Origin of the sequence: Sphingomonas glacialis, assembly GCF_014653575.1 — a bacterium.
GTDB lineage: Bacteria > Pseudomonadota > Alphaproteobacteria > Sphingomonadales > Sphingomonadaceae > Sphingomonas > Sphingomonas glacialis.
In genome coordinates this window covers 641,736-659,627 of sequence record NZ_BNAQ01000001.1, presented here as the reverse complement: position 1 = coordinate 659,627, position 17,892 = coordinate 641,736, and the positions used below count along the sequence as shown (strand labels likewise).

Annotated in this window: 16 protein-coding genes and 1 tRNA gene; 8 read left to right on the top strand and 9 right to left on the bottom strand. The window is 67.4% G+C overall.

Annotated features, from left to right (window positions below; translation table 11 throughout):
• Window positions 1–167 precede the first annotated feature (167 nt).
• The 9 genes from IE187_RS03175 to IE187_RS03135 all read right to left on the bottom strand — a co-directional run bounded on the left by IE187_RS03175 (window position 168) and on the right by IE187_RS03135 (window position 11,741).
• The gene (locus tag IE187_RS03175) at window positions 168–1,091 is read right to left on the bottom strand and encodes an XdhC family protein (RefSeq protein ID WP_189675062.1); all 924 of its coding nucleotides are present in this window, start codon (window positions 1,089–1,091) and stop codon (window positions 168–170) included.
• A gap of 4 nt (window positions 1,092–1,095) precedes the next feature.
• Complete coding sequence (gene moaA / locus IE187_RS03170; RefSeq protein ID WP_229839198.1) at window positions 1,096–2,130, bottom strand: GTP 3',8-cyclase MoaA; 1,035 nt, start codon at window positions 2,128–2,130, stop codon at window positions 1,096–1,098.
• Between the two features lie 89 nt (window positions 2,131–2,219).
• Window positions 2,220–4,424 (bottom strand): aldehyde oxidoreductase molybdenum-binding subunit PaoC, encoded by a 2,205-nt coding sequence (gene paoC, locus IE187_RS03165; RefSeq protein WP_189675061.1) that lies wholly within the window; start codon window positions 4,422–4,424, stop codon window positions 2,220–2,222.
• A 5-nt stretch (window positions 4,425–4,429) separates the two neighbouring features.
• On the bottom strand, window positions 4,430–5,380 hold the full coding sequence (locus IE187_RS03160) for an FAD binding domain-containing protein (protein ID WP_189675060.1): 951 nt from the start codon (window positions 5,378–5,380) through the stop codon (window positions 4,430–4,432).
• Window positions 5,377–6,012 (bottom strand): aldehyde dehydrogenase iron-sulfur subunit PaoA, encoded by a 636-nt coding sequence (gene paoA, locus IE187_RS03155; RefSeq protein ID WP_189675059.1) that lies wholly within the window; start codon window positions 6,010–6,012, stop codon window positions 5,377–5,379. Before paoA ends, IE187_RS03160 begins: the two co-directional genes overlap by 4 nt.
• Window positions 6,013–6,155: 143 nt before the next feature.
• Entirely contained in the window at window positions 6,156–9,338 is a 3,183-nt protein-coding gene (locus IE187_RS03150) for a helicase-related protein (protein WP_189675058.1), read from the bottom strand.
• A 165-nt stretch (window positions 9,339–9,503) separates the two neighbouring features.
• Complete coding sequence (locus IE187_RS03145) at window positions 9,504–9,830, bottom strand: hypothetical protein (protein WP_189675057.1); 327 nt, start codon at window positions 9,828–9,830, stop codon at window positions 9,504–9,506.
• Window positions 9,831–9,980: 150 nt separating this feature from the next.
• Window positions 9,981–11,177, bottom strand: a complete 1,197-nt coding sequence (locus IE187_RS03140) for a multidrug effflux MFS transporter (protein ID WP_133191993.1) — start codon at window positions 11,175–11,177, stop codon at window positions 9,981–9,983.
• 96 nt (window positions 11,178–11,273) lie between these two features.
• On the bottom strand, window positions 11,274–11,741 hold the full coding sequence (locus IE187_RS03135; RefSeq protein ID WP_133188921.1) for an Lrp/AsnC family transcriptional regulator: 468 nt from the start codon (window positions 11,739–11,741) through the stop codon (window positions 11,274–11,276).
• A 182-nt stretch (window positions 11,742–11,923) separates the two neighbouring features.
• Between IE187_RS03135 and IE187_RS03130 the strand changes: the two genes are divergently transcribed.
• The 8 genes from IE187_RS03130 to IE187_RS03095 all read left to right on the top strand — a co-directional run bounded on the left by IE187_RS03130 (window position 11,924) and on the right by IE187_RS03095 (window position 17,605).
• Window positions 11,924–13,780: a sensor histidine kinase gene (locus IE187_RS03130; RefSeq protein WP_229839197.1), complete on the top strand. Its 1,857-nt coding sequence runs from the start codon at window positions 11,924–11,926 to the stop codon at window positions 13,778–13,780.
• 14 nt (window positions 13,781–13,794) lie between these two features.
• On the top strand, window positions 13,795–14,820 hold the full coding sequence (locus tag IE187_RS03125) for a polysaccharide deacetylase family protein (RefSeq protein ID WP_189675055.1): 1,026 nt from the start codon (window positions 13,795–13,797) through the stop codon (window positions 14,818–14,820).
• 12 nt (window positions 14,821–14,832) lie between these two features.
• Window positions 14,833–14,909, top strand: a tRNA-Ile gene (locus IE187_RS03120).
• 197 nt (window positions 14,910–15,106) lie between these two features.
• Entirely contained in the window at window positions 15,107–15,775 is a 669-nt protein-coding gene (locus IE187_RS03115) for a DNA cytosine methyltransferase (RefSeq protein ID WP_229839196.1), read from the top strand.
• A gap of 163 nt (window positions 15,776–15,938) precedes the next feature.
• Window positions 15,939–16,628: a DNA cytosine methyltransferase gene (locus tag IE187_RS03110; RefSeq protein WP_189675053.1), complete on the top strand. Its 690-nt coding sequence runs from the start codon at window positions 15,939–15,941 to the stop codon at window positions 16,626–16,628.
• Between the two features lie 64 nt (window positions 16,629–16,692).
• Window positions 16,693–16,902, top strand: a complete 210-nt coding sequence (locus IE187_RS03105; protein WP_189675052.1) for a hypothetical protein — start codon at window positions 16,693–16,695, stop codon at window positions 16,900–16,902.
• A complete protein-coding gene (locus IE187_RS03100; protein ID WP_189675051.1) occupies window positions 16,899–17,147 on the top strand; it encodes a hypothetical protein in 249 nt (82 codons plus the stop codon). Before IE187_RS03105 ends, IE187_RS03100 begins: the two co-directional genes overlap by 4 nt.
• Window positions 17,144–17,605 (top strand): hypothetical protein, encoded by a 462-nt coding sequence (locus IE187_RS03095; RefSeq protein ID WP_189675050.1) that lies wholly within the window; start codon window positions 17,144–17,146, stop codon window positions 17,603–17,605. The genes IE187_RS03100 and IE187_RS03095 overlap by 4 nt, the downstream gene beginning before the upstream one ends.
• Window positions 17,606–17,892: the final 287 nt, after the last annotated feature.

Here is a 17,892-nt window from a genome sequence, read left to right as displayed (position 1 = left end):
GCAGCGCCTCCCGCAGAGCGGTGAGGAGGGAGCGACTCTTCACCCGTTCGCCCTGAGCTTGTCGAAGGGCCGGTCTCCCAATGCGCCCCGCGCGCTTGTGCGGATGGCGGGGCTTCGACAGGCTCAGCCCGAACGGAGTAGGGGGCCGCGCGTGCAATCCGGCGACGTTACCCCCGCACGTGCAGCGCCTTGACCATCCCGGCGGCGACCGACAGCGCGATTTCGCTCGCGCCGATCGCGTTGATGTCGATCCCGGCCGGCCCGTCGATCCGGTCCAGATCGTCCTGGCCGAAGCCCGCCGCGGCCAATCGCTCGAGCCGCGCGGCATGGCTGCGCCGCGACCCGAGCGCGGCGATATAGCCGGTCTCGGCGGAGAGCGCCGCGATCAGCGCGGGATCGTCGATCTTGGGGTCGTGGCTAAGCGTGATCACTGCGGTCGACGGGCCGGGATTGTACGCCGCGACGGCTTCGTCGGGCCAGCGATCGTCGAGCGTCACGCCGGGGAAGCGCTCCTCGGTCAGGAAGCGGGTGCGCGGGTCGATCACCGTCGCCTTGACGCCGAGCGTCTCGGCGATCTGCGCGAGCGCCTGCGCGATCTGTACGGCACCGACGATCAGCACCTGGCGCGGCGCGGCATAGGTGTTGGCGAAGATGCCGTCGCCCGGCATCGGCGCGAGGCTGCTGCGCCCCGTCGCCAGATCGGTATAGACCGTCACGCCGCGCCCGGACCCTTGCGCATGCTCGATTGCGTCGAACAGCGCGGGCGGGAAGCCCGCGTCGGACACGGGCTGGACGAGCACTTCGATCGTCCCGCCGCACGGCAAGCCGACTTCCCACGCCGAGCCGTCGGCGACGCCGTATTGGCGGCCTTCGGGCGTCCCGCGCGCGATCACCTCGGCCGCGAGCGCGAGTACGTCGCCTTCGACGCACCCACCCGAAACCGAGCCTTCGAGCCGACCGTCGGCATGGACGAGCATGTGGCTGCCGCGCGGGCGCGGCGCCGATCCCCAGGTCGAGATGACAGTGGCGATCGCCATCGGTGCTCCGCGCCAGGCTGCAAATGCCGCGAGCGCCGTCTCGTTATCGGCCATCGTGTCAGCCCCCCGTGACGCTCATGTGCCGCCCGACCGCGGGCGCGGCATTTCGGTCGACGATCTCGAACGCATGGCGCAGCGGCTTGGTCAGCAAGGCGGCGTCGATCGCCGCATCGAGCGCGGCGGGGCCGCCCTCGCGGAGCACCTGCTTCAAGTCCATCTTGTCGTCATGGCCGAGGCACATATAGAGCCGCCCGGAAGCGGTCAGCCGCACGCGGTTGCAGCCCTCGCAGAAATTGTTGGTGAGCGGGGTGATCAGGCCGAGCCGCGTCCCCGTCTCGCGCACACGGACGTAGCGCGCAGGGCCGCCGGTGCGATGATCGTCGCGCTCGAGCGTGAAGCGCGCCTCGAGCCGCTCGCGAACGACGTCGAGCGGGAGGTAGCGATCGGTGCGATCCTCGTCGACCACGCCGAGCGGCATCGTCTCGATCAGCGTGAGGTCGAACCCGTGCGTCCCGCACCAGCGCATCATCGGTTCGATCTCGTCCTCGTTCGCACCCTTCAGCGCGACCATGTTGATCTTGATCGACAATCCCGCCGCCTTGCCCGCGGCGATGCCGTCGAGCACTTCGGCAAGGTTGCCCGTCCGCGTGATGTGGCGGAAATTGTCGGGATCGAGGCTGTCGAGGCTGACGTTGACGCGCCGCACACCCGCCGCGAACAGCGCCTCGGCATGCTGCGAAAGCCGTGTCGCATTGGTGGTGAGCGTCATCTCGTCGAGCGCACCCGTCGCGATATGCCGACCGATATAGCGCGCGAGATCGTCGACGCCGCGCCGCACCAGCGGTTCGCCGCCAGTCAGCCGGATTTTCCGCACGCCACGCGCGATGAAGGCATCGGCGACCGCGCCCATTTCCTCGATCGTCAGCACTTCCTTGCGCGGCAGGAACGTCATCGCCTCGCTCATGCAATAGCGGCAGCGCAGATCGCAGCGGTCGGTCACCGACAGCCGCAGATAGGTGATCCGGCGGCCGAAGCTGTCGGTGAGCGGGCGGGTGTCGGGGCGGATGTTCGACATCGGAGATGGGAAACTCATGGGGGACGGCGAACGGCGACGGACGACGGTCGGTGGTACTATTTAGGATGCCGGCGGCACGATTGCCATGCCGCCGGCGATCCCCGGTCTCATGCCACTGGCGGCAGGTGGGCGATATGCTTGTCGAGCGTGACCGGATAGTCGCGCACGCGCACTCCGCTCGCATTGTAGATCGCGTTGGCGATCGCCGCGCCAACGCCGCACAGGCCGAGCTCGCCGACGCCTTTGGCCTTCATCGGCGACGATGTCGGATCGACCTCGTCGAGGAAGATCACGTCCTGGTGCGGGATGTCGGCATGGACCGGCACCTCGTAGCCCGCGAGATCGTGATTGACGAAGAAGCCGAAGCGCGTGTCGACCGCGAGCTCCTCCATCAGCGCCGCGCCCGCGCCCATCGTCATCGCGCCGATCACCTGGCTGCGCGCCGATTTCGGGTTGAGGATGCGGCCTGCCGCGCACACGGCGAGCATCCGGCGGATGCGGACCTCGCCCGTCAGGCTGTGGACCGCCGCCTCGACGAAATGCCCGGCGAAGGTCGATTGCTGATAGGTCTTGCTCAGAGTGCCGTATTCGATGGCGTCCTCGGCAACGAGCCCGGCATCGCCCGCCGCTTCGGTCAGCGCGACGCTGCGGTTGCCCGAGCGCACCTTGCCGTCGGCGAAAGTGACGTCGGCCGAGTTGAAGCCGAGCTTCTGCGCGATCGCCTCGCGCAATTTGACGCACGCGGCATAGACGCCCGCGGTCGCGTTGTTCGCGCCCCATTGCCCGCCCGACCCGGCCGAGACCGGATGGTCCGAATCGCCGAGCTGGACGACGACCTTGGCGACATCGACGCCCATCATCTCCGCCGCGGTCTGCGCGATGATGGTGTAGGTGCCGGTGCCGATATCGGTCATGTCGGTCGAGACGGTGACGATACCCTTCTTGTCGAGCGCGACCCGCGCCGCCGACTTCATCGCCATGCTGTTGCGGAAGCCCGCCGCAACGCCCATGCCGACGAGCCACTGGCCGTCGCGCCGCTGCGCAGGCTTGGCGCTGCGCTGCTTCCAGCCGAAGCGCTCCGCGCCCTGTTCGAGGCACTGGACGAGCTGGCGCTGCGAGAAGCGGCGCTCGGGCTTTTCCGGGTCGACCTGCGTGTCGTTGGCGACGCGGAAAGCGATCGGATCCATGCCGAGCTTCTCGGCCATTTCGTCCATCGCGATCTCGAGCGCCATCAGCCCAGGCGCTTCGCCCGGCGCGCGCATTGCATTGCCCTCGGGCAGATCGAGCACCGCGAGCCGCATCGACGTCAGACGATTGGCACCGGCATAGAGCAGCCGCGTCTGGCTAACCGCGGTCTCGGGGCCACCACCGGGCAGATCGCCCGATCCGCTTTCGTGCGCGATCGCGGTGATCTTGCCATCGGCGCTGGCGCCGATGCGGATCCGCTGGATCGTCGCGGGGCGGTGTGTCGTGTTGTTGATCATCATCGGGCGCGTCAGCGTGACCTTGACCGGACGGCCCGCGGCCTTCGCGCCGAGGGCTGCCAGGATCACGTCGGCACGGATGAACAGCTTGCCGCCGAAGCCGCCACCGACATAGGGCGAAACCAGCCGGACATTGTCCTTGGGAATACCGAGCGTCTTCGCGACGTCGCCCTTGCTCCAGGCGATCATCTGGTTCGAGGTGTACAGCGTGACCTTGTCGCCATCCCATTTCGCGGTGGTGGCATGCGGCTCCATCATGGCATGGCTGTGATCGGGCGTGGTATAGGTCGCGTCGAGCTTGACCGGCGCGCTGCCGAACGCCGCGTCGAAATCGCCGATCTTGGTGACGGGCGGCTTGCCCTTTTCGCTGTAGAGCGGCGCGTCTTTCAACTCCTTCTCGAGATCGAACCGGCCCGCGGTGCGCGCGTAATCGATCACGATCAGCGCGGCGGCGGCACGCGCCTGTTCGAACGTCTCGGCGACGACGAGCGCGACGGCCTGGTGATAATGGTCGATCTCGGGCCCACCGAGCAGCTTGGCGGTGTTGAAATTGCCCTTGCCGAGCGGCCCTGCGCTCTCGGCGGTGACGATCGTCAGCACGCCGGGTGCGGCCTTGGCGGCAGCCAGGTCGATCCGGCTGATCCGCCCCTTGGCAACCGCCGCGCCGACGACATAGCCGTAGGCCGGGTTGGCGACGACGTCGTGACGCTCATAGGCGTAGGGCGCGGTGCCGGTGGTCTTGTACTTGCCATCGATGCGATCGATCGGCTTGCCGACATGCTTGAGCTGATCGATCGGGTTCTGGCCGGCGGGTGTATCAAACTTCATGGCGTTCAGCCCTTCGCTTCGATCAGGGCCGCGGCGAGCGTGCGCTCGACCAGCGTGACCTTGAAGGCATTGTCGTGCGTCGGCTTGGCGCCGGCGAGCAGCTTGGGCGTCACCGCCGCGGCGCCTTGCGGTAGTACCGCTTCGGCCGCCTCGACGCGCCAAGGCTTCGGCGCAATCCCACCGACCGCGACGCGGCCCGAGCCGTCGCGCTGGACGATCGCGGCAACCGAAACGAGTGCAAAGGCGTAGGACGCGCGGTCGCGCACCTTGTGATAGATGTGCGTGCCGCCGATCGGCTTGGGCAGCGTGACCGCGGTGATCAGTTCGCCGGGCACCAGCGCCGTCTCGATATGCGGTGTGCTGCCGGGCAGCGTGTAGAAATCGGCGATCGGGATAGCGCGCGCCGCGCCATCGGGGCGGACCGTTTCCACGGTTGCATCGAGCAGCCGCATCGCGACCGCCATGTCGCCGGGATAAGTCGCGATGCACGCGTCGCTCGTCCCGATGATGCCGAGCTGGCGGCTGAACCCGCCGATCGCGGCGCAGCCCGAGCCGGGCTTGCGCTTGTTGCACGCCTGGTTGGTGTCATAGAAATACGGGCAGCGCGTGCGCTGGAGCAGATTGCCCGCAGTAGTCGCTTTGTTGCGCAACTGGCCGCTTGCGCCGGCGACGATCGCACGGCTGAGCACGCCGTAATCGCGCCGCACGCGTGCATCCGAGGCGAGATCCGAATTGCTGACAAACGCGCCGATGCGCAAGCCCCCGTCCTTCGTCTCCTCGATCCGGTCGAGTTTGAGGTCCTGCAGGTCGATCAGATGCGCCGGGGTCTCGATCTGCAGCTTCATCAGATCGAGCAGATTGGTGCCGCCCGCGATGAACTTGGCATTCGGCGTGCGGGCGACCGCGGCGGCCGCTTCGGCGGGCGATGTGGCGCGCGCATAGGTGAACGGCTTCATGCGTTTGTCCCCGCAACTTCGCTCATCGCGTCGAGAATGTTGGAATAGGCGCCGCAGCGGCAGATGTTGCCGCTCATCCGCTCGCGCATCTCGGCATTGGTGGCGCGCGGTGCGTCGGTGAGGCTGGCGGTGACATGGCTCGGCGTGCCGGCCTTGATCTCGGCGAGCACCGCGACGGCCGAGCAGATCTGCCCGGGGGTGCAATAACCGCACTGATAGCCGTCATGCTTGACGAACGCCGCCTGCATCGGATGCAGATGGTCGGGCGTGCCGAGCCCCTCGATCGTCGTGATCTTGTCGCCCTGGTGCATCACCGCGAGGCTGAGGCACGAATTGATGCGCTTGCCGTCGACGATCACGGTGCACGCACCGCACTGGCCGTGGTCGCAGCCCTTCTTGGTGCCGGTCAGATGCAGATGCTCGCGCAGCGTGTCGAGCAGCGTCGTCCGCGTATCGACCTCGAGCGTCTGCTTCTTGCCGTTGACGGTGAGCGTCACGGGCATCGTCATGGGGCGCTCCTGTTGTGCTGCGACCGGCGCCGCCGCTGCCGGGATCGCGGCCAGCCCCGCCGTCATCGCGCCGCCCACCAGGACGCCGCGCCGCGACACCTCTGTCTCGCTCTTGATATCCACCGCACGTCCTTCTTGTGATCAAATGGCCACGCAGCCATTGCGCCGCCAGCGTCGATTTACGGCGCCAACCTGTAATCCGTCGCAACCAAACGCTCAACCGGTCGCTTTGGTTCACGCTACAGACAGGAAACGGTGCGGCAAGGTCAAGTGTCGCTCGACAGTCCTTCGAGCAGCGTCTCGATCACGCCGAGCCGCGCCATCGCGTCGTCCTGCGCGCTCCGCAGCAGCAGCCGGTCGCCCTTCACCTCGAGCCCCGCGGCGTCGCCGGCGAAATCGTGCCGCGGCGTCAGCGCGATCGCCGCGGGGCCGGCATCGATCCGCGCGATCCGCGCACCGAACGCGAGCACGCGTAATCGCGCGACCGCCAGCAAGGCATGCGCCTCGGGTGGCAAACTCCCGAAGCGATCTTCGAGCTCTGCCTCGAACGCGTCGAGCGCGGCCATCTCGCTCAGCCGCGACAGCCGGCCGTACAGCGCGACGCGGACATCGTCCTCGGGGATCCAGTCCAACGGAAGATTGCCCGCGATGCCGAGATGAAGCTCGGGCGTCCAGCGCTCGACATGCTCGCCACGCGCGGTGCGAAGCGCCGATTCGAGCAGGTAATGGTACAGATCGACGCCGATCAGCTTCATGTGCCCGGCCTGCGCATCGCCCAGCAGATCGCCCGCACCGCGCATGTCGAGATCGCGCGCGCTGATCGCGAAGCCGGCGCCGAGCTTGTCGAGCGCCTCGAGCGTACGCAGCCGCTTGAGCGTGGATTCGGCGACCTTGCTCTCGGGATCGGTGAGCAGCAGGATCTGCCCGCGCCGCCCGCCCCGCCCGACGCGTCCGCGCAGCTGGTGGAGCTGCGACAGGCCGAAGCGGTCGGCGCGCCAGACGATCATCGTGTTGGCGCGCGGCACGTCGAGCCCAGCCTCGACGATGTTGGTCGCGAGCAGCACGTCACCATCGCCGTTCGCAAAGCTGACCATTGCTGTGTCGATCTCGGCGGCGGGCAGCTTGCCGTGCGCTTGCCGGATCGTGAGGCCGGGAACGAGCGCGGCGAGCCGTTCGGCCATCGGCGCGATATCCTCGATCCGCGAGACGACGACGAAGCTCTGTCCGCCGCGTTCGCGTTCGCGCAGCAACGCGGTGCGGACCGTGACGGGATCGAAGCTGCCGACGCTGGTGCGGATCGGCTGGCGCCGCGCGGGGGGCGTGGCGATGACCGAGACCTGTTGCAGCCCGATCAGCGCGGCCTGCAAGGTGCGCGGGATCGGCGTCGCGGTCAGCGTCAGCACATGGCCATCGGTGTTAAGCCCGCGCAGCTTGGCCTTGTCGGCCGCGCCGAAGCGCTGTTCCTCGTCGATCACGACGAGGCCAAGGTCGCGATAGGCGACGCCCTTCGCAGCCACCGCACCGGTGCCGATCACGATCGCGATCGATCCGTCGGCGAGGCCGGCCTTGACCGCCTTTTTCTCGGCCGGGCTCGACAGCCGCGACAGGCCCGCCACCGCGAGCCCGGTCGCGGCGAAGCGCTTGGTGAACAGTTCGAGATGTTGGCGCACCAGCACCGTCGTCGGCGCGGCGACGACGACTTGCTTGCCCGCCAGCGCTGCGAGCGCGGCGGCGCGGAGCGCGACCTCGGTCTTGCCATAGCCGACATCGCCAACGACGAGCCGATCCATCGGCTTGCCCGCCGCCAGATCGGCCCGCGTCGCGGCGATCGCGCGCGCCTGGTCGGGGGTTTCGGTGAAGGCGAACTCGGCGGCGAAACGCTCATAGGCGTCGACTTCGGGCTCGAGCACCGCTGCGGTCTTGCGGTCGCGTTCGGCGGCGAGCGCGGTCAGCCCGCGCGCACTCTCGGCGACCGCCGCGTCGATCGCGCCGCGGCGTTTCTCCCAGCTCGACCCGTCGAGCGTGTCGAGCGCGACCGCGTCCTGGTCGGCGCCATAGCGCCAGATGCGGTCGGCATCCGCGACCGGCACCAGCCGCCGGCCCTCATTGGCATATTCGAGGACAATCGCGTCGCCGCCATCGGCATCGACCCCGACGGGCTCGACCCCGGCGACGAGCCCGATCCCGAAATCCTCGTGCACCACGACGTCACCGATGCGGATGTCGCCCATGTCACCGCGGAGCGCCGCCGCGGCATCCGACGGCGCATGCGTCGCCTGGACGCGGCTGCCGAGCAGATCGGCTGCGGCGACGACGCTGAGTCCGGGCGCTTGCCAGCCATGGTCGATCGGCATGTCGAGCATCGCCGCACTGCCCGGTGCGAGCGTCGCGACCTCGGCCCAATGGCTGATCTTGGTAAAGGCGATGCCCTGCGCCTTGGCGAGGCGCGGCGCGAGGAAACGGATGTCGCGCGCCGCGCCGAGCAGGACGAGCCGGTCCCCCTGCGACAGCGCCGCCTTGGCGAAGCGCGAGAAAGCGCGACCCGCCGCCTTGCGCTCGACGAAGCGCGGGACGGGCTGTTCGTCGGCGGCGGCGACCGCGATGATCGTGCGCCCTTTCAGCGCCTTGTCCCAGCGCTTCCGATCGACGATCGGCAGCGTGTCGAGACCGCGCGCCTTGGCGGCGCTGGTGGCGAGCCCGACATAGCGATCGCGCCGCGCCGTTCCCGCGGGGTCGATCGCGATCACGGCGTCGGGCGCATGGTCGAACAGCGACTCCCAGTCGGCGCCAAGCGCTGGTTCGGACACGCGGCCAACCTGGATCGACTCGATCGGCTCGGTGCCGAGCTGCGAGATCGGATCGTAGAGCCGGATCGCGCTGATCGCGCCGTCGACGATCTCGATGCGTACGGGGGCGACCGCGTCGGCGGGGTACAGGTCGACGACTTGCCCGCGCAGCGCCATTTCGCCCGGCTCGTCGACCCGGTCATCGGCGACATAGCCGATCGCGCCGAGCATTTCGGCAAGCGCCGTCATGTCGACATGGTCGCCGACCCGCAGCGTCGGGGGTGCGTCGTCGAACGCCGGGGGCGGGGGGTAGGCTGCCGCGGCAGCCTCGGCGGTGGTGACGAAGGCGACGCGCTGCTGGTCGGTCAACGCGACGCGCAACCGGCGCAACGCGGCGATGCGGCGGCCGACATTGGTGGGGGAGGCGGGCGCGGTGTCGCCTGGCAGAGCGTCGCTCGAGGGGCTGTGCACCACCAGCAGATCGGGCGCGGCGCAGGCAAGGGCTGCGGCCACGGCCTCGGCGCGTTGTTCGTCGGTTGCGATGTAGAGGATGTCGTGCGTCGCGGCCGCTTGCGCGAGCTTGGTCGCGACGATCCCGATCGCGGCATCACGCTCGGTCTGGCGCGCTTCAGGCGCTGGCGGATTGGCGTCAGCGAGCAGCAAGGGGCTGTTCCGACACGGGGATTACGGCACCCGCCGCACGCTTTGTCTCGCTCATGATCGGCACGGCATCGCGTCAGTCTCTCCCAGCGTCAGGAGCGTCCTAACGGGCGGAGACACGATTTTGGTCCCGCGAAAAGCGCAGCTTTCGTCGGGAATTAACTTCGATCAGGAAGAACGCTCGGCTGCGTGCGCGCCGGTTTCGATCGCTGGCTCTGCTGCAGGACCCGGCGCGAGCTTTTCGTCGCCAGCGAAGAGCCGGTCGAGCCGCCGACGTGTCGTGCGGTCGAATTCGGCCTTCGATACGGTCGACGGGCGCGACAGTTCGAGCTCGTCGGCGATCGCCGCCTTGATCCGCGTTACCGCATCTTCCTGCAGGACGCCGGCCTTCACCAGTTCGGCCGAGAGCTGGAGCAAGCCAACCGCGGTGGCATGCGCGCGCAGTCCGACGAAACCGATGAGGTCATGGACTTCCTTGCCGGCTCTCGTGTCCATCGTCACTCTCCTAGGATGGGGGTCTTGCCCGCTACGGCCGCCCGTTTCCCGGCCCATCCTCTGCTCTTTTCGGGCGACCGCAAGCGCAACCGGCTCTGCTTGACGCGTGGGTGCGCCGCCCGATCCTGCTGGCCAAACTCTCCCGCGGCGTCAGCGCGCGTGGTGTGCGTGGAACAGCCGGCCGCCTTCGACCCAATAGACGATCGCCAGCACGACCAGCCCGATCGCGAGATAGCCGATCGCCAGCGGATAGGTCGTGCCGTTATACGATTGTCCGATCAGCGACCCGACGATGACCGCGCCGACGCTGGTGATGAACCCCTGGATCGACGACGCCGTCCCGGCGATATGCCCGACGGGCTCCATCGCCATCGCGCCGAAGTTGGAACCGCACAGGCCGATGCACGTCATGCTCAGCGCCTGGAAGACCATATAGGTCAGCAGCGTTTCGAAGCCCGCCGCGATCACGCCGATATGCAGCACCGACAGCGCGATGAGGCCGAGCAAGGCGGATTGCGAGATCAGCCGCGTCCCGAGCCGTTCGACCAGCCGGCTGTTGGCGAAGGCCGCGCAGCCCATCGAGAAGGCGCAGATCGCGAACAGGATCGTGAAGCGCGTGCCGGCATGGAATTCCTCGACGAAGATCTGCTGCGCCGACGACACGAACGCGATGATCGCGCCGAAGGTCATCGACGCCGCCACCGCATAACCGGCCGAATAGCGGTTGGTCAGCGTCAGCCGATACGCCTGGCCGAGCGACGCGAGCGACAGCGGCGAGCGCCGCTCGACCGACAGCGATTCGCCCAGCCGAAAGAACGTCCAGCTCAGCACGAACGCGGCGAAGGCGGCGAGCGCGTAGAAGATGAAGCGCCACGGCCCGAACGCGAGCAGGACTTGCCCGATGCTGGGCGCGAGGATCGGCACCAGGAAGAAGATCATCTGCGCGACCGACAAGGTCCGCGCCATCTGCCGGCCCGAGAAGCGGTCACGCACGATCGCCACCGCGAGCACGCGCGTCGAGGCTGACATCAGCCCTTGCAGGAAGCGCGCGCCGAGCAGCGCCGCGAAGGTCTGCGACCCGCCCGCGAACACGCTCGCCCCGACGAACCCGAGGAGCGAGATCAGCAGTATCGGCCGCCGTCCGTAGCGATCGGCGAGCGGCCCGTAGACGAGCTGGCCAGAGCCGAAGCCGAGCATGTAGATCGTGATGATCCACTGCCGCTGATTCGCGGTGGCGATCGCCAGGCGATGGCCGATATCGGCGAGCGCGGGGAGCATCAGATCGACGCCCAGCGCATTGACCGCCATCAACGCCGCGACAAAGGCGACGAACTCGCGCTGCGACATGATCCGGGCGGGCGATGTGTCAGACATCGCTGCCGCCTAGGCCGAACCGGCGCGCAAGACCATCCGTTCGTTCGATCGCCGCGCTTCCCGTCCGCTCTACGCCGATCGGATCGGGATCCCGGGCAGCGCCTTGGCAGTGCGGATCGTCAGCGATGTCTTGACGCTCGCCACGTTCGGCGCTGGCGTCAGGTGCGTCATCAGGATTTCCTGGAAGCTCTTGAGATCGCTCGCGACGATCTTCAGGATGAAGTCGATCTCGCCATTGAGCATGTGGCATTCGCGGACCTCGGGGATCGTCGCGACATGCTCTTCAAACGCGGCGAGATCGTGCTCGGCTTGGCTGCGCAGCGATACCATCGCGAACACCGTGATCGGGAACCCGAGCGTTGCTGCATCGATCTCGGCGTGATAGCCGCGGATCGCCCCGGCTTCCTCGAGTGCGCGGACACGCCGCAGGCACGGCGGTGCCGTCAGCCCGACGCGCTCGGCCAGTTCGACATTGGTCATCCGTCCGTCGTCCTGGAGCAATTCCAGAATACGCCGGTCGATCGAATCAAAGCTCATTACGTGCAGCTCCCCCGCGACGCGTCTTTCGCGTCGCATGCTCTGCCCCCAGCATAAGATAATTGCCGGCGAACGCAATTGTCCCACAATGCGACGCCTCGAAATCTTGGGCTTCCACCGAGTCCTCCCCCCGGTTAAGAAATTCTTACGGCGCGATGGGCGACCACAGGGAACGATCCGACTTGCGCTTCGACGACAGCCTCGACACGGTTCTTTCGGCAGACATGTCGACGCCGTTCGGTGCGCAATCGACGTGGCGGCAGCTGGTCGATCTGATCGGTCGCGGGCGTGTTGCGGCAAGCGACGTTGCCATCGCGCGGCTCGCGTCGATCCGGGGCGACGTCCCGCCGCCGATCCGCGCGGCGAGTGCGCGCGCGCTGGCTTTTGCCACGCCGCCCGCAGCCCTGGTGGCGTTCTTCGCCCAGGACGAGCTCGCCATCGCCGCGCCGATGCTGCGCACTGCCGATTTGTCGACCGATGAGTGGGCAGCGATCCTTCCCACGCTGTCGCCGGCCGCGCGCTCGGTGCTCCGCCACCGCCGCGATTTGGCGGACGGCGTGACGCGCGCGCTGCAAAGCTTCGGAAGCGTCGATTTCGTGCTCGGCGCGCCCGAGCCCGTCGCAGACGCCGCTGCGCCAGCCCAAACCCCGGCGCCGGCGGAGATCGTAGCGCCCATCGCCCAGCCGATACTCGAAGCCGAACCCGAGCCGTTCGCCATTCCCGAGACGATCGCACCCGTCTCGCCCTTCTTGTCGATTGCTTCGGTCGCCGCATCGATGCCGCTCGTCGCCGAGGCGCGGCGCCGCGCCGAACAGGCGAGCGAAGGCGGTTCGATGGCACCGCCGAGCGCCGATCCGAAGCCCGACAAGCCGCAATCGGGCACTTTCCCGATTGCCGAGCTCGTCGCGCGGATCGACGCCTATCAGCGCAAGCGCGCCGAGGCGCCCGCGCCGCCACCGCTCGAAATCCAGCCCGCGCCGTTCGTTCCCGCGGCACGCCAGGCCGAGACCTTCCGCTTCGAAACCGACGCCGCGGGCGTGCTGCGCTGGGTCGAGGGCGCCGCGCGCGCCCCGCTGATCGGGTTGACGCTCGATCACGGGGCGATCGGATCGCAGGTCGATGGCGTCGCGTCAGGCGCCTTCCGGCGCCGCGCCGGCTTCAGCGACGCGCGATTGGTGGTCGATGGCACGTCCGATGCGGCAGGTCCGTGGCGGATCACCGGGATCCCGGTGTTCGACCGGACGACGGGCCGCTTCACCGGCTATCGCGGCAGCGCGCGGCGCCCGCGTGCCGACGAAACCGCCGAGCCGACGCGCGAGGCGCGCAACCCCGCCGCCGACGCGCTGCGCCAGCTCGCGCACGAACTGCGTACGCCGACCAATGCGATCGCCGGCTTTGCCGAGATGATCGAAGCACAGATGCTCGGGCCAGTCCCGCAGCCGTATCGCGAACAGGCCGGTGTGATCCGCAGCCAGACGAGCGGCTTGCTCACGGCGATCGACGATATCGACATGGCCGCGCGGATCGAGACGCACGCGCTCGACTTGCGCGCCGCCGATGTCCCGCTGGCACCGCTGCTGACGCGGATCGCCGATGATCTCGCGCCGCTCGCGACGCTGCGCGGCACCGTGCTCGAGCTGCAGGTCGACGATCCCGCCCTGGCGATCCTCGGCGATGATCGCGCGGTCGAGCGGCTGATCGCGCGCTTGCTCGCGACGCTCGTCGCAGCCGGCGGCGCTGGCGACCGGATCGGTGTTGTCGCGAGGCGCGATGATGGTGCGGTCGTGATCGTGTTCGATCGGCCCAAGGCGCTCGCCGCCTATGCCGAGGAAACGCTGCTGACGATCGACGCCGAATCCGAGGCCGATCGCGCCGACCAGTCCGGCGGTGCACCCTTGCTCGGGACCGGGTTTGCGCTGCGGCTCGCGCGCAATCTTGCCGTCGAATTGCGCGGGAGCCTGACGCTTGGCGACAAGAGCTTGACTTTGCGCCTTCCGGTCGCCTTTCCTGCCGATATGGAGCAGGTTTCCAGCAACTGACCGTGGCTGCAAGCGTGCCACCCCCCGGGTATCGCCCGCGCGCGCCCGAGCCGCGCGATCTTGTGGCGTGGCCGTCGACGTTCGGCACGCGCTTCATCGTGCTCGTCGATACCGAGGAAGAGTTCGACTGGAACGCCCCGCTGGCGCGCGATACGCACGGCGTGTCGGCGATCGCGGCGCTCCCCGCGGCGCACCGCCGCTTTGCCGATCACGGCGTCCCGCTGACCTATATGGTCGATTATCCGATCGCGACCGACGCCTACGCGATCGCGACGCTCGCTGGCGTGCTCGAGGACGGCGTGTCGGCGGTCGGCACGCAATTGCACCCGTGGGTCAATCCCCCGTTCGACGAGGCGCTGACGCCGTCGAACAGCTATGCCGGCAGTCTGCCCGAGCAGCTCGAGGCGGCGAAGATCGATGTGCTGACCGACGCGATCGCGGCGGGAACGGGAACGCGGCCGATCGCCTATCGCGCCGGGCGCTACGGGATCGGGCCGAACACGCTGCGGCTGCTCGCCGAGCGCGGCTATCGCATCGATAGCTCGATGCGGTCGGGTTATGCCTATAGCGGCGATGGCGGCCCCGATTTCGCCGAGATCGGCAACGCCGCCTTCCGCACCGGCCCCGACGCACAGCTGGTCGAGCTGCCGTTGACGACGATCCACACCGGCTGGCTGCGCAGTGGCGGGACGCGGCTGTATCGCGCGCTGGGCGCCGTGCCCAAGGGGCGCGGGCTGTTCGCGCGGGCTGGGTTGCTGTCGCGGGTCGCGCTGACGCCCGAAGACATGCCGCTGCGCGATGCGCTCGAGGCGATCGCGGTGGCAACGGGAGAGGGCCTTCGCTTGCTCAACTTTGCCTTCCACTCGCCGTCGCTCGCACCGGGCCACACCCCCTATGTCCGCGATGCGGCTGACCTGGCGCGATTTTACGCGTGGTGGGACGCGGTGCTGACGGATCTTGCGCGGCGCGGGGTGCAGGCGGCGTCGCTCGAGGATGTGATTGTCGCTGCGGGCTTGCCAGCTTCGGGGGCAGGGCGCTAACGAGCGTGCGGGGGGCCTGTAGCTCAACTGGTTAGAGCTGGCCGCTCATAACGGCTAGGTTGCGGGTTCAAGTCCTGCCGGGCCCACCATTCTTAATTTGCATGCCATACATATCCTATCACGTCTCAGGCGTGAATAGGATCATTCGGCCTTGGTTTGTTCTCATTACCTCTGCGATGCGAATCGGGACAGCCCGCGCACTTTGGGGTAATTGTTGGGGGTATTGCCCGGCAAGTGGGGGTATCGCCTCGGATCGGCGCGGGGTGGGGCTGTGATGCGCCCTCGGTTGCTCGACCTGTTCTGCTGCGCTGGCGGTGCAGCGATGGGCTACCATCAAGCCGGGTTTGACGTGATCGGCGTCGATATCAATCCGCAGCCGCGGTATCCGTTCGGCTTCCTGCAAACTGACGTGCTTGCGCTCGACGCGCGGTTCTTGCGGTCGTTCGACGCGATCCATGCCAGCCCGCCATGCCAGGGCTATACTGACATGCGGCACGCCCCAGGCGCGATCGGTGCGCCGCGCCTGATCGGCCGCGTCCGCGAAATGATCCAGACGCTGCCATACGTGATCGAGAACGTAGAGGGTGCCGAAGGTGAAATGCGCGAGCCGGTGACGTTGTGCGGCTCGATGTTCGGGCTTGGTGCGGCTGGTGCTGATCTGCGCCGGCATCGTCTGTTTGAAAGCAATATCCTGCTATCTGCGCCGCTGTGCTCGCACTCTGAGCGCGCGGTTGTCGGCATCTATGGCGGACACGCACGCATTCGCTCAGCAAAGCACGGTGGGCGGGGAACGCGGGACGCTTGGACGAATGGTCACAAGCCCGTTGCTGCTGAGGCGATGGGCATGGACTGGGCGACGCTTGCTGAAATGAGCGAGGCAATCCCGCCGGCCTACACGCGCTTTATCGGCGCCCAGCTTATCGCGCACCTCGACCGGCAAAGGCTGGCAGCATGAACCCGCTGATTAAGAGTCAGCAGAAACCCGCGTCTTTTCAACGCGTCTTCCGCGATATTCTCGCTGTGTACCGGGTTGAGGGCACAGCGCTGGGTTTTGTTTGTCGGAAAGGGCCCACCCCCTCGCCAACGTCCGAGATCGCGCGCCTTGGGGGTGACGGGGTATGAGTGGGAAACTGCGCGTCCTGTCGCTCTTTGCAGGCATCGGAGGCTTTGACCTTGGCCTGGAGCGAACGGGCGGTTTCGAAACCGCTGCATTTTGCGAAATCGATCCATTCTGCCGGCGCGTGCTGGCGAAACACTGGCCCGAGGTGCCTTGCTACCATGACATCCGCAAACTTACAGGCAAGCAGCTCTCCGCAGATGGAATTCGCGTGGATGCGATATGCGGCGGGTTTCCGTGCCAAGACTTATCCCGTGCCGCCCATGCCGGATCGGGACTTGCTGGTGCGCGCTCTGGGCTTTGGCGTGAGTACGCCCGCCTTGTTCGCGAGCTTGAACCCCGGATCGTTATCGTGGAAAATGTCTCAGCCTTGTGCGGAGACGGTCTCGGCGAGGTCGTTGCCGATTTGGCCGAGATCGGGTTTCGTGTCGAATGGGATTGCATACCGGCTTCCGCCGTTGGTGCGCCTCATCCGCGGGATCGGGTCTGGATTATGGCCTACACCGCGGAAGTGTTCGGGCAAGAACAGCTCAGGGACGAACCGCGCCGAATTCTATCGCCGGATGGGCTACTCTCCTTCGTCTACGACCAAGGGCGGAGCCACGGCTTCGCATCATGGCGGGCCGCTGAACCCAGAGTGGCTAGAGGGGCACATGGGGTTCCCAATCGGGTGGACCGACTGGAGCGCTGAGCAACGCCGTCGTTCCCCAAATCCCAGAGATGATCGGCCTTTCTATTTTGCAGAGGCTCGCAGCGTGACCATTACCGAAGCCATGGTCGCTGCTGGCGCGAAGCATCTGCGGAATACCCAGCAAGCCGGGAAGCGTTTGACGCCGTGGGAAGAGACGCCCCGCGCGACCAAAAAGAAGTGGCTTGCGCTGTCGGAAGGGACATTGCGAGCCGCCTTCGCCGCCCTCCCATCTCTCCCAACCCCCGTCGAGCCCGAAGAGGAAACCAGAGCGTGATAGGATATAGCTTCGATGGAAGGGCGATCGCTCTTACCGCTCCGTCTGGAGGCGAATGCACGGTCGCGCTCGGTGCGATCCACCCATTCGAGGACAGTGCCCCACAGTCAGCAATCTATATCAAGATCACCGACAAGGACGGTGGGAAAGTCGCCGAGTTCGGCCTGTTGGTCGAGACATTCGGTACGCTCATGGAGGCGATCAAAGCCGCGTTCGCTGCCGCCGCAGAAGGACCATCCGCATGACGCTGCCCCCCGAACAATCCGAAGCGCTGCCGACCGCCCAACTGGACGTTGAGGCGCTGGTGGGGCTGCTGGAGCGGGCAGTTCAGGAAGAGGACGACATTCGCTATTATAGCGGGACGAGCTCAAAGCATCGGCCAGCCTATGAAGCGTTCGCCAAAGCCTCCATGCGCGCGCTTCCGACCCTTCTCGCCCACATCGCCGGCGAGGACGCGCGGGTTGCGGCTGCGGTTGCGGGGGAGCGGGAGCGAGCGGCGTTGATCTGCGAGCAGTATTCCGAGGTCAACATGGAAATCTGCGGCGACTCTGTGCTGCTCGATCCGATCTTACATGGCGGCGAGTGGAGCAGCGAGAACGTCAAACGGTCGGAGGACTGCCAGATAAAGGGCACCATCCATTCGGCTCACCATTGCGCGGCTCGCAACCTCGCCGCCGCCATCAGGGAGACACCAAGTGCATAACGAGAGAGACGCGGGGGAGGTGGTCGGATACGCCGAGGCCGAGGCATTGCTTCGAGATATCATCGGTCCAAGCCGTATCAGCGACACAACGATACGGGTAGCGCGCGACCACATGATGCAGTTCGCCCGTTCCGCCACCCGTCCCCCAGCGCCAGAGGATGCGGGGACGGTCGAGCGGGTGGCGAGGGCGATCTGCGAAGTGAATGTCGAGTATACTGGGCCGAACGACGCTCAAACGCTTGATGAGCGCGTGTTCGAAGAATGGAACGATTGGGAACCGTCCGCCC

Bases quoted from the DNA above. Each gene is read 5' to 3' on its own strand.
- IE187_RS03095 (WP_189675050.1), top strand. From the start codon at position 17,144: ATGACGCTGCCCCCCGAACAATCCGAAGCGCTGCCGACCGCCCAACTG.
- paoC (WP_189675061.1), bottom strand. From the start codon at position 4,424: ATGAAGTTTGATACACCCGCCGGCCAGAACCCGATCGATCAGCTCAAG.
- IE187_RS03145 (WP_189675057.1), bottom strand. From the start codon at position 9,830: ATGGACACGAGAGCCGGCAAGGAAGTCCATGACCTCATCGGTTTCGTC.
- IE187_RS03110 (WP_189675053.1), top strand. From the start codon at position 15,939: ATGAGTGGGAAACTGCGCGTCCTGTCGCTCTTTGCAGGCATCGGAGGC.
- IE187_RS03175 (WP_189675062.1), bottom strand. From the start codon at position 1,091: ATGGCCGATAACGAGACGGCGCTCGCGGCATTTGCAGCCTGGCGCGGA.
- IE187_RS03140 (WP_133191993.1), bottom strand. From the start codon at position 11,177: ATGTCGCAGCGCGAGTTCGTCGCCTTTGTCGCGGCGTTGATGGCGGTC.
- IE187_RS03135 (WP_133188921.1), bottom strand. From the start codon at position 11,741: ATGAGCTTTGATTCGATCGACCGGCGTATTCTGGAATTGCTCCAGGAC.
- moaA (WP_229839198.1), bottom strand. From the start codon at position 2,130: ATGAGTTTCCCATCTCCGATGTCGAACATCCGCCCCGACACCCGCCCG.
- IE187_RS03160 (WP_189675060.1), bottom strand. From the start codon at position 5,380: ATGAAGCCGTTCACCTATGCGCGCGCCACATCGCCCGCCGAAGCGGCC.